A 12,191-nucleotide genomic window follows, 5' to 3' on the forward strand; every position below is an offset into this window, starting at 1 on the left:
TTCGAAACGCCTCAGCTGTCAATAGCTAAGGCGTTTTTTCTTTTCTTATCACCGTTTTTTAAGTGAAAACATAAGATGGCAAGGTAACTAGAGAATGTAGCAAAAACCGAATTGCTTCTTGAGGAAATTTATCATGAAGCGAGGAATGTTTAGGATCTTTTATATAAAGAAGGTGACAGTTTTAATGCTCACAGGCATGCATATCGCTGTAATTGGTGGAGATGCGCGTCAGCTTGAAGTTGTCCGTAAATTGACGGAGCTTGATGCGAAGCTATTATTGGTAGGTTTTGAACAGCTCGACCATGCTTTTACCGGAGCGGTTAAGGAAAAAATGGAAGATATAAATTTCAAGGAAATAGATTCAGTTATTTTACCTGTCCGGGGCACGGATTCAGATGGGAAAGTGGAGACTATCTTTTCCAGTGAAGAGGTTGTTTTGACTGAAGAAATGATAAAAAATACCCCGGCACATTGCACTTTTTATGCAGGAATCAGTAACGATTACCTCAATGGGATATTTAAGAAAGCGGATCGCAAACTCGTTCTATTGTTCGAACGTGATGATGTGGCTATTTATAATTCGATTCCCACTGTAGAGGGTGCGATCATGATGGCCATTCAACATACTGATTTTACTATCCATGGTTCGAATGTAGCTGTTCTCGGACTGGGAAGGGTCGGTATGAGTGTAGCCAGGTCATTCCAGGCCCTTGGAGCAAAAGTAAAGGTGGGGGCAAGAAAAAGCGAGGATATTGCAAGGATCAGTGAAATGGCATTAACCCCTTTTCATTTAAATGATCTTGCTTCAGAAATGAAAAATGTTGATATATGCATCAATACGATTCCTTTTCCGATAATTACCGCAAAAGTCATAGCTAATATGCCAGTTCATACATTAATCATCGACCTTGCTTCAAAACCGGGGGGGACGGATTTTCGTTACGCTGAAAAAAGGGGAATTAAAGCGCTGTTGGCACCGAGCCTACCGGGTATAGTTGCCCCGAAAACAGCTGGTCAGATATTAGCGAATGCACTGGGGTTATTGATTCAAGACGAGTGCTTGATAAGGAAGGGGAAAAAACTATGAGTCTCCAAGGGAAAAGGATTGGTTTCGGATTAACAGGATCACATTGCACTTATGATGAAGTGTTTCCGGAAATAGAAAAACTTGTAAATGAAGGGGCGGAAGTCATTCCAATCGTAACATCGACTGTACAGAACACGGAAACCCGTTTTGGAAAGGGCGAGGACTGGGTCGAAAGAATTGAAAAATTGACGGGGAATCATGTCGTTGATACAATCGTCAAAGCGGAGCCATTAGGACCTAAATTGCCACTGGATTGTATGGTGATCGCTCCTTTAACGGGTAACTCAATGAGTAAAATGGCAAATGCACTTACCGATTCGCCTGTACTTATGGCTGCAAAAGCGACGATGAGAAATCACCGTCCAGTCGTGGTCGCGATATCAACAAATGATGCACTTGGGTTAAATGGTGTCAATCTAATGAGGCTGATGGCAGCAAAAGATATTTATTTTGTTCCATATGGCCAGGATAATCCAACAGGCAAGCCAAGTTCCATGGTTGCCAGGATGAGCATGATTAGGGATACGATCATTTCAGCACTGGAAAGGGAACAGATTCAACCGGTCATCGTCGAAAGGTTCAAGGATGATTTAGACTGAACGAGTTTTCTGGCACGCTCCCGCTTTCTAATGACTGGCATATATGCATAAATTTGTAGCTTGAAGTTATAAAAAACCACTCCGCTACCAGAATATTTTGTTAAAGTGCGACCCTTTGGAATGTTAATGTGATAAAATAAATGATATTCTAAACAAGAAGTAGTAAATCCAAAAAAACAACTAATTTTAAGAGATAGAAAAGGAGTATGTATAAATGACTGAGACACAGGGATTGCGTATTGCAGTTGTGGGAGCAACTGGAGCAGTAGGACAACAAATGATTTCAACACTCGAACAAAGGGACTTACCGATTAAACAAATCATCTTTTTATCATCGGCTCGTTCCGCAGGAATCAAACTTACGTTTAAGGGCGAAGAAATCGAAGTGCAGGAAGCAAAACCTGAAAGCTTTGAAGGCATCGATATCGCTTTATTCAGTGCTGGAGGAAGCGTGTCTAAGGAATTGGCTCCAGAAGCAGTGAAACGCGGAGCGATAGTGGTGGATAATACGAGCGCATTCCGCATGGATGAAAATGTGCCGCTAGTCGTTCCTGAAGTAAATGAAGAAGACTTGAAACTTCATAATGGGATCATTGCAAACCCGAATTGTTCAACTATCCAAATGGTTGTGGCATTAGAACCTATCCGCCAGACATATGGCTTATCAAAAGTTGTTGTTTCTACCTATCAAGCTGTTTCGGGTGCAGGGGCTGCAGCGATAAATGAATTAAAGGAACAAGCTCGCGACTTGCTTGATGAAAAAGAAATAGATCCGAAAATTTTACCGGTAAAAGGGGACGAAAAGCATTATCAAATCGCATTTAACGTCATTCCCCAAATCGATAAATTCCAAGATAATGGGTTCACATTCGAAGAGATGAAAATGATTAATGAAACAAAGAAAATCATGCATATGCATGACCTTTCAGTAGCTGCAACATGCGTAAGGCTTCCTGTTGTAACGGGTCATTCCGAATCTGTTTACATTGAAGTCGAAAAGGATGGCATAGCGGCTTCTCAAATCAAAGATTTAATGAGAACGGCACCTGGAATAGTGTTAGAAGATGAACCGGAACAACAAGTATACCCAACGCCTGCTTCATCCGTCGGCAAGAATGATGTATTCGTCGGTCGGATTCGCAAAGATTTGGATGAAGATAAAGGCTTCCATTTATGGGTGGTTTCCGATAATCTATTAAAAGGAGCAGCTTGGAATTCTGTTCAAATTGCTGAAAGCCTTTTGAAATTAGGTTTGGTTACCGTTAAGTAATAATTTATTCTTAATTAATTACCAATAGGATAGAGAGTTTTTGTCAGCTTCCCGAATCGGGAAGCTGGCTTATATTTGGGGTGCATATAATGAAAATCATCGTCCAGAAATACGGTGGGACATCCGTTCGAGATGAGGAAAGCCGTTCGTTTGCCAAAGGGCATATTGAAAATGCGATTAAAGAAGGCTATAAAGTGGTGGTTGTGGTTTCAGCAATGGGAAGAAAAGGCGATCCTTATGCAACTGATACCTTACTTTCACTAGTAAATGGAGCAAAAGCCAGCCTTTCAAAACGAGAACAGGATTTACTTATGTCAGTAGGAGAAACGATATCTTCTGTTGTATTTACGAACATGCTGTTAGAACACGGTATTGATGCCGTCGCTTATACTGGGGCTCAAGCTGGATTCATGACGAATACCGACTATTCAAGTGCGAAAATAATCGAAATGAAGTGTGACCGTCTCATGAAAGAACTGGAAGTGAAGGATGTTGTCGTTGTAGCAGGATTCCAGGGAGCGGCTAAAAATGGGGACATCACGACCATCGGCCGTGGTGGAAGTGATACTTCAGCTGCTGCATTAGGTGCAGCATTGCAAGCTGAACGGGTCGATATTTTTACGGATGTTGAAGGAATCATGACGGCAGATCCACGTATTGCCGATAAAGCCCGTCCATTATCAATTGTTTCATATACGGAAGTTTGCAACATGGCCTATCAAGGCGCGAAAGTCATTCACCCAAGAGCTGTTGAAATTGCCATGCAGGCCAAAGTGCCGATTCGGATAAGATCAACATACAGCGAAGGTTTGGGAACACTTGTTACTAGTGTGAACAAGGGAAGCCAGGGTAGTGACATACGTGAAAGGCTCGTAACCGGGATTGCCCATGTGCCAAAAATCACTCAAATCAAGGTGCGTGCGAAAAAAGATCAATATAATCTACAGGCAGAAGTTTTCAAAGCGATGGCCAATGCCTCCATTTCAGTGGACTTTATAAATATTTATCCAAGTGGCGTAGTTTATACAGTTTCGGAAGAGATGACAGAGCTTGCCCTCTCGATTTTGGCCGAGCTTGGTCATGAACCGGTCATTGAACGAAATTGTGCCAAGGTGTCCGTAGTCGGTGCAGGCATCAACGGTGTGCCGGGCGTTGCGGCTAAGATTGTTACAGCGCTTTCCGAGAAGGAAATTGCCATTCTCCAGTCAGCGGACAGCCATACGACTATTTGGGTGCTCGTAAAAGAAGAAGATTTAATAGAAGCTGTTAATTCCCTGCACTATGCATTTCAACTGCATGAAAGTGAAGTCCTATAATCATAGGGTTTTCAATAAATAAAGGTTTTAAAAATTAAAGAGGTGTTAGATGATGATATTTGGTAGAGTATCAACCGCAATGGTCACCCCTTTCGATAGCAAGGGAAATGTTGATTTTCAAAAAACGACTTCATTGGTTAATTACTTATTAACGAATGGAACGGATTCGCTTGTGCTTTCGGGAACGACAGGGGAATCTCCAACTTTATCTTCCGAGGAGAAGATTGCGCTATTGCGTCATGTTTCCAAGGTTGTTGAAAAGCGGGTGCCCATCATCATGGGTACAGGAAGCAACAATACGTATGCATCCATCGAGTTGACAAAAAAAGCAGAACAAAATGGCGCCGATGCAATCATGCTGGTGGCCCCGTATTATAGTAAAACGAATCAGGAAGGTCTGTACCAGCATTTTAAAGCTATTGCAGCTAGTACGACTCTCCCTGTAATGGTATATAATATCCCTGGGCGTGCTTCGGTTAACATTGAACCGGAAACAATCATCCGACTTTCAAAAATTCCCAATATCGTAGCCGTGAAGGAAGCGAGCGGGGATTTAAACGCCATGACCCAAATCATAGCCGGAACGGATGAGGATTTTGCATTATACAGTGGGGACGACGCTTTAACACTGCCTGTACTAGCGATTGGTGGTGTGGGTGTAGTTTCGGTTGCTTCACATATTGCTGGTAATGAGTTACAGAAAATAGTGGAGGCTTTTATCAGCGGGAACTTGAAAGAGGCGGCTCGGCTGCATCAGGAACTGTTACCGCTTATTAAAGGTTTGTTTGCAGCGCCAAGCCCGGCACCTGTCAAAACAGCGCTTCAGTTATATGGAATTGACGTTGGATCGGTCAGACTTCCAATCGTGCCATTGACGGAGCAGGAACGCTTGGCTTTAACTAAGGTATTAAAAAAATAAAAAGACAAGGAACAAGCTGATCGTTGAAGATTGGCTTGTTTTTACATAATGATGTATATGAAAGGGATATACTATCCAATTTCTTAAATGATCGATCGAAACTGTATAGGGTAATATACAGGGATGATTGTCTTATACATACAAGGAAAAGCTTTTTTAGGGATGAAATGAAAAAGTCCCTTTGAAAATGGTAAGTGTTGTCATGTTTTTTGAACATCGGTTATAATGAAATCATTGGGAAATTATGAACGGGATTTTTTAAGGAGGATATTCGATTGGGTAAAGATAAAAGTAGTGGGATAAAAGTCATTTCTCTTGGAGGACAAGGGGAACTTGGTAAAAATATGTACGTCGTTGAGGTGAACGAGGACATCTATCTTCTTGATGCAGGGTTAATGCTGCCAGAAGAAGAAATGCTGGGAATCGATGCAGTTATTCCTGATATTTCTTATTTGATGGATAATAAGGAACGGGTGCAGGGGATATTCATTACCCATGGTCATGAAGACCATATGGGAGCGCTTGCTTATGTTTTGAAATATTTACCGGTTCCAGTTTATGGAACAAAGCTTACACTTGCTTTAATCAAAACGAAATTAAAGGAAGATGGCTTTAACGGCAGGGCAATATTTACTGAGATCGATTCAGATTCCCTTTTAAGTTTTCCTCAAGCGGCCGTGTCTTTTTTCCGGACTAACCATAGTATCCCCGATTCTGTCGGAGTCGTGATCCATACGCGTGAAGGTGCAATCGTATATACAGGGGATTTCAAATTCGATCAAGCGGCAACCGATCTGTATAAACCGGAAATCGGTAAAATGGCTAGTATCGGTGAAGAAGGTGTCCTATGCTTGCTTTCGGATAGTACTGGTGCCGAGAGGCCAGGTTATACCCCATCAGAAGCAGTTGTGGCCAGAGATATTACAGAGGTTTTCCATGCTGCCTCCGGAAGGATCATCGTTGCGTGCTTCGCTTCGAACATCAACCGGATTCAACATGTCTTCAATGCAGCGGCAGCTAGTCGCAGGAAAGTGGCAGTTGTAGGAAAAAGCCTGCAACGCGTATATGAAACAGCCTTGAATTTAGGCTATTTAAAGGTCGAAGAAGAGCTGATTATCCCAATAAACGAAATTAGCCAGTATAACGACCGAGAAATCGTCGTGTTATCGACAGGTCATCAAGGGGAGCCCATTGCGGCACTTCAAAAAATGGCAAAACAGACTCATAAGCAGGTAACGATCAAAAAGGGAGACACAGTTTTGATCAGTGCATCACCCCTTCAGGGCGGCGAACTTATCTTATCCAAAACCGTCGATTTGCTATACAGGGTAGGCGCTGAGGTGGTATCTGCGAATAAATATAAAGTGCACGTAACAGGTCATGGTAGCCAGGAAGAACTGAAAATGATGATCAATTTGATGAATCCTAAATTTTTCATTCCTGTGCATGGGGAATACCGCCATTTATATGCCCATCAAAAAGTTGGGATTGCAGCGGGGATTAAACGTGAGAACATCATAATTGCCGAAAAAGGCGATGTCATTGAATTAAAGGGCGATAAAATGGGTCTATCCGGCAAAGTTTCAGCAGGAAATATCTTGATTGATGGCAGCGGTGTTGGAGATGTGGGTAATATCGTCCTTCGTGATCGGCGCTTGTTATCCCAGGATGGCATTTTGATTGTAGTCGTCACGTTGAATCGTCAGGATAAAAGTATTGCAGCAGGTCCTGAAATCATTTCAAGGGGATTCGTTTATGTTCGTGAATCAGAAAAAATGATTGGGGAAGCAACCGAAATAGTAAGTGAAATCGTGAAGAAAAATGGATCGCGCCAACCTTTCGATTGGTCTACGTTAAAGCAGGAAATGCGTGATGCATTAAACCAATTCTTCTATGAAAAAACGAAACGCCGGCCAATGATTTTACCGATCATCATGGAATATTAAGTCAAAAACCCCTGATCTGAAAAGTCAGGGGTTTTTTTTGTGTGCCAAACCTCTTATATCTTGAAGAATGAAGTCCGAGACTCGAGACATAATAAAGCTATAGGCTTAAGAGAAAGGGGTTGGCATAGTGAATAATGCACCATTACCAAATGAAAATGAAGGCCGGCAGGAAGGTAAAAATTCAACATTAATCGAAAAGATCCAGCAGCTGGGGGCTACTAATGTCCCGCAACTATCTCAGGACTCAAAAATCCATTGTTTGACGATCATTGGACAAATTGAAGGACATATGCAGCTGCCTCCTCAAAATAAAACGACCAAGTATGAACATGTTATCCCACAAATTGTGGCAATTGAACAAAATCCCAATATTGAGGGGCTGCTTGTCATTTTAAATACAGTAGGAGGAGATGTCGAAGCGGGACTAGCCATCGCAGAGATGCTGGCTTCCCTGTCCAAGCCGTCCGTCTCGATTGTACTTGGGGGAGGCCATTCGATCGGTGTGCCGATTGCGGTTTCGTGTGACCATTCCTTTATAGCGGAAACGGCAACGATGACGATTCATCCCATTCGTTTGACAGGTCTAGTCATTGGAGTGCCTCAAACCTTTGAATACTTGGATAAAATGCAGGAAAGGGTCATTAAATTTGTTACAAGGCACTCCAATGTTACGGAAGAAAGTTTTAAGGATTTAATGTTTGCTAAAGGAAATTTAACCCGTGATATAGGCACGAATGTAATCGGGGCCGAGGCAGTTGAAATCGGTATGATCGATGATGTAGGAGGAGTAGGCCAAGCCATGAGAAAACTAAATACCTTCATGGAAGAAAGAAGGCCCAAAATTGCCGGGACAGAAGAGGGGCTTCTGCAATGACACTTTATACGATCGTTCCTGAAGAAATCATTTTCCCCCATCACCATGAGAAAACGGCGAATTTAATAGAAATGATCTATAATGGTGTACATGTAATGGTTGAACATGACGGTGGACGCACGTTTCGCATTGATCGAATTGTGAGCACGGATCCTGAAGATTATATGAATGTACACATTCAGCCGGGGGCAGTCATCAATGTGTTCGGACAAATGAATACCTAGTAAAAACGACTAACTAAGGTAAATTATGATATACTGGAATGATAATCAGCAGCCTCTTGGCTGCTTTATTCATTATCTGGACATATTGTCCGACTTAAGAAGAAATGGGATATATATCAAGGACAGGGTCATATTTTTTTGGTATAATCAGCAAGCGAACATTTGTTTCGTGAAGGGAAATCAGGTTGTGATGTTGAATAGGAAAGTTAGAATAGTTTCATGAAGAATCAGGTGATATTATGGCAAAGAAGAAACGCAGAAATAAGAAAAGTACAGAGAAGTTAAAATTAACGCTTAAATATGAATTGATTGGCCTTACTTTAATAGGGTTGGCCATCATAGCCATTGCCAAGCTTGGAGCAGTGGGAAATGGGACGGTCTTTTTAATCCGCTTCTTCATGGGGGAATGGTATATCCTCTTTTTGTTGGGAGCGATTGCTACTGGATTCTATTTGATGATAAAGAGGGAGGTTCCTTACCTGTTAAAACGGCAATTCATCGGGATGTACTTCCTTGTCGCGAGCATGCTCTTGCTAAGTCATGTGACGCTGTTTAACATGCTTGCAGATGGAGGCCCGTTTACGAAGCCCAGCGTGATCTCGAATACATGGGAACTATTCTGGATGGAAGTGACCGGCAAGGCAAGCACAAAGGACCTTGGAGGAGGTATGATTGGAGCGATATTATTTGCAGCCTCATACTTTTTATTCGACGAAGCTGGATCGAAAATCGTTTCATTCCTTTTTATCATTGTAGGTGCCGTGCTATTGACCGGGAAAACTTTAGGTGAAACCCTCGGGAAGTTTTTCATGGGTCTTGGCGGCTTTTTCAAAAAGCAATGGGCTGCATTCAGAGATGATATGAAAACGTGGAATGAAGACAAAAAAGAAAAGAAAAAAAATCCCGTGAAAAAGAAGAAGCGAGAAAAAGGTTTGGTGGAAGAAACGGATCAGCCCCTTCATCAAGAAGAGGAAACACAGCAAATGGCGACGGAACGTATCATTTCCAGCTTTGCTGATAAAGCATATAATGACGAAACTGAAATAATTCCCGTTGCAATGGAACCTGCAGCTGAAAGTGCAGAGGAACAGGATGATGCCGTTCTGCCAATGAATTTCACAGAAGTGGAAAATAAAGAATATCTTTTACCGCCCCTTTCACTATTATTGCAGCCCAAGAAAACGGACCAAAGCGGAGAGTACCAATTGATCCATGAAAATGCGGCAAAGCTTGAACGCACTTTTCATAGCTTTGGAGTGAAAGCGAGGGTCACTCAAGTTCATTTAGGGCCAGCCGTAACCAAATATGAAGTGCATCCCGATGTAGGGGTGAAGGTAAGTAAGATTGTCAGCCTATCCGATGACTTGGCCCTTGCACTGGCCGCAAAGGATATTAGGATCGAAGCTCCGATTCCCGGAAAATCGGCTATTGGAATAGAAGTGCCTAACTCCGAAGTGGCGATGGTGTCTTTAAGGGAAGTTTTGGAAGCCAAAGAAGTTGACAAGCCTGACGCAAAACTGCAAATAGGCTTAGGGCGGAATATTTCTGGTGAAGCTGTTAAGGCTGAGCTCAATAAAATGCCGCATTTACTAGTGGCTGGAGCTACTGGCAGCGGGAAATCCGTTTGTATCAACGGGATTATCACGAGTATCTTGATGAGGGCAAAACCGCATGAAGTGAAAATGATGATGATCGATCCAAAAATGGTGGAGCTCAATGTCTATAATGGAATTCCCCATTTACTCGCACCCGTAGTGACAAATCCAAAGAAAGCTGCACAGGCTTTGCAAAAAGTGGTCAGTGAAATGGAAAGGCGCTACGAGCTATTTTCTCATTCTGGTACGCGTAATATTGAAGGCTACAACGATTATATTAACCGGCATAACATTGAAGAGGATGCCAAGCAACCGCTCCTGCCTTATATCGTAGTCATTGTCGATGAGCTGGCAGATCTCATGATGGTCGCCTCAAATGATGTAGAGGATGCCATCACACGACTTGCACAAATGGCACGGGCAGCTGGCATCCATTTGATAATTGCCACTCAGCGGCCCTCCGTCGATGTTATTACAGGGGTCATTAAAGCGAACATCCCATCTCGGATTGCTTTTAGTGTTTCATCAATGACCGATTCGAGAACGATTCTGGACATGGGCGGAGCCGAAAAACTGTTGGGACGGGGTGACATGCTCTTCCTGCCTGCAGGAGCTTCAAAACCGGTTCGGGTCCAAGGGGCATTTTTATCCGACAATGAAGTCGAGGAAGTTGTCACATATGTCATTTCACAACAAAAAGCCCAATATAACGAAGAGATGATACCTGATGAAATTGCGGACACTTCAAATGGTGAAGTCGAAGATAGTTTATACGGGGATGCCGTCTCCTTGATCATAGAAATGCAAACCGCATCGGTTTCCATGCTGCAGCGCCGTTTCCGGATTGGCTACACGCGGGCAGCCAGGTTGATTGATGAAATGGAAGCGAGGGGAATTGTCGGTCCGTATGAAGGCAGTAAACCACGAAATGTATTGGTTACAAAAGATGAACAGGATGAAGCGCATTTATCATAGGTAATAAAAAAAACCGGGCTGCAGCCCGGTTTTTTAATTATTCATCGCCTCGTCTAAATGTTTAAGGCAGAAGTCGGCAATCATCGCTTCTTCATCTTCCTCTAAATCGAATTCGAGTGCGCCTTCGTTCCCTTTTTCAAAAATATCATATTTAATCAGTTTGCCTATTTGTTCTTCCACTACAAAAAGCACCCGGATATATAAACCATTTTCTGAAAAGAGCTCATCCTCTTCAGGCACTTCAATATCCAAGAACAACTCGTAACGTTCCCCGGTTAAAATTCCGAATGGATCATTCAATTTTTCGATCGTGTATTCTGTAATCTTTAACATCATGTGTACATCCCTTCAAAGAAGATAAATCTTATTATACAGGAAAACAGTATCTTGAAAAGAAAGCTGGCTATTTTCAGTTTACATTTTCAAAATTTTTTTTAGTCTGATTTAGGAGAATAATCGTGCAAATTCCGTGGCCGTTCCTAGATTGAAAGACACAGATGAGGGTAATTTCTCCTAAATTCTTTTAAAGTAAATAGTAAAACACTATTTATTTATATCAAAAAAAATGTTATATTATTTTCGATTAGTAGGAATGATTCAACATCAGAGGTCTGATGTCTTAAGAAAGAAATTAGCTGGGGGAAACTGTATGTCAATAAAATCAGATAGTCGACATTTATATTTGCAGGTCATTGATTACCTGAAGCAGGATATTGAAGCAGGAGTCTATCAGGAAAATGAAAAATTCCCTTCAGAATTCGATCTTGCCAAAAAATTGGGAGTGAGTAGGGCGACACTTCGTGAAGCGCTGCGAATTTTAGAAGAAGAAAACATCATCATTCGCCGCCATGGAGTTGGTACTTTTGTCAATCCAAAACCTCGGTTCACTTCAGGTATCGAGCAATTAAAAAGTGTCACGAACATGATTGAAGAGGCAGGAATGAATCCGGGTACGATTTTCTTAAGTTTGACGGCCCAAGAACCTACAGAAGAGGATATTCGCAGGTTTTCTTGTTCAACAGATGAACGCATCGTCATCATCGAACGTGTAAGGACAGCGAATGGGGAGCCGGTTGTCTACTGTGTCGACAAAATTCCTGAATCAATACTATCAGAAAATTTCGACCGTAATGATGAGTCTCTTTTTGATATTTTGGAAAGAGATGCGAATCGAAAAATTACGCATGCCGTAGCAGAGATTGAACCTATTGGATATCACGAGAAAGTTTCTCCTATCCTTAAATGTTCGCCAGAAGCCGCATTACTCGTTCTAAAGCAGATGCATCTGGATGATTGGGACCAGCCTATCCTGTATTCTGTTAACTACTTTAAAGCCAATATGTTCAGCTTTCATGTTCTTCGTAAACGTGTGTAACTCTGCATACG

The 12,191-nt window shown here is 42.1% G+C and carries 11 protein-coding genes; 10 read left to right on the top strand and 1 reads right to left on the bottom strand.

The window, feature by feature from the left end; genetic code table 11:
- Positions 1-184 precede the first annotated feature (184 nt).
- The 9 genes from dpaA (at position 185) to QUF78_RS09320 (ending at position 10,805) form a co-directional block, all read left to right on the top strand.
- Positions 185-1,087, top strand: coding sequence for a dipicolinic acid synthetase subunit A (gene dpaA, locus QUF78_RS09280; protein WP_289327275.1), 903 nt, complete (start codon positions 185-187; stop codon positions 1,085-1,087).
- A complete protein-coding gene (locus tag QUF78_RS09285) occupies positions 1,084-1,686 on the top strand; it encodes a dipicolinate synthase subunit B (protein WP_289317118.1) in 603 nt (200 codons plus the stop codon). Before dpaA ends, QUF78_RS09285 begins: the two co-directional genes overlap by 4 nt.
- 214 nt (positions 1,687-1,900) lie before the next feature.
- Positions 1,901-2,956: an aspartate-semialdehyde dehydrogenase gene (asd, locus tag QUF78_RS09290; RefSeq protein ID WP_289324423.1), complete on the top strand. Its 1,056-nt coding sequence runs from the start codon at positions 1,901-1,903 to the stop codon at positions 2,954-2,956.
- Positions 2,957-3,045: 89 nt separating this feature from the next.
- A complete protein-coding gene (gene dapG / locus QUF78_RS09295) occupies positions 3,046-4,272 on the top strand; it encodes an aspartate kinase (protein WP_289324424.1) in 1,227 nt (408 codons plus the stop codon).
- Positions 4,273-4,321: 49 nt separating this feature from the next.
- The gene (gene dapA / locus QUF78_RS09300; protein WP_289324425.1) at positions 4,322-5,191 is read left to right on the top strand and encodes a 4-hydroxy-tetrahydrodipicolinate synthase; all 870 of its coding nucleotides are present in this window, start codon (positions 4,322-4,324) and stop codon (positions 5,189-5,191) included.
- Positions 5,192-5,466: 275 nt separating this feature from the next.
- Positions 5,467-7,137, top strand: coding sequence for a ribonuclease J (locus QUF78_RS09305; protein ID WP_289317114.1), 1,671 nt, complete (start codon positions 5,467-5,469; stop codon positions 7,135-7,137).
- 124 nt (positions 7,138-7,261) lie between these two features.
- A complete protein-coding gene (locus tag QUF78_RS09310; RefSeq protein WP_483313882.1) occupies positions 7,262-8,011 on the top strand; it encodes a ClpP family protease in 750 nt (249 codons plus the stop codon).
- On the top strand, positions 8,008-8,235 hold the full coding sequence (locus QUF78_RS09315) for a YlzJ-like family protein (protein WP_289317112.1): 228 nt from the start codon (positions 8,008-8,010) through the stop codon (positions 8,233-8,235). Before QUF78_RS09310 ends, QUF78_RS09315 begins: the two co-directional genes overlap by 4 nt.
- Positions 8,236-8,474: 239 nt before the next feature.
- Complete coding sequence (locus tag QUF78_RS09320; protein WP_289324427.1) at positions 8,475-10,805, top strand: DNA translocase FtsK; 2,331 nt, start codon at positions 8,475-8,477, stop codon at positions 10,803-10,805.
- A gap of 33 nt (positions 10,806-10,838) precedes the next feature.
- Here the strand turns inward: QUF78_RS09320 and QUF78_RS09325 are convergent, their stop codons facing one another.
- Positions 10,839-11,138: a DUF6509 family protein gene (locus QUF78_RS09325; protein WP_289324428.1), complete on the bottom strand. Its 300-nt coding sequence runs from the start codon at positions 11,136-11,138 to the stop codon at positions 10,839-10,841.
- A gap of 316 nt (positions 11,139-11,454) precedes the next feature.
- On the opposite strand from QUF78_RS09325, the gene QUF78_RS09330 reads away from it, so the two are divergent.
- Complete coding sequence (locus tag QUF78_RS09330; RefSeq protein WP_289324429.1) at positions 11,455-12,180, top strand: GntR family transcriptional regulator; 726 nt, start codon at positions 11,455-11,457, stop codon at positions 12,178-12,180.
- Positions 12,181-12,191 lie beyond the last annotated feature (11 nt).

This window comes from Peribacillus sp. ACCC06369 (assembly GCF_030348945.1).
In the GTDB taxonomy this organism is placed as follows: domain Bacteria; phylum Bacillota; class Bacilli; order Bacillales; family DSM-1321; genus Peribacillus.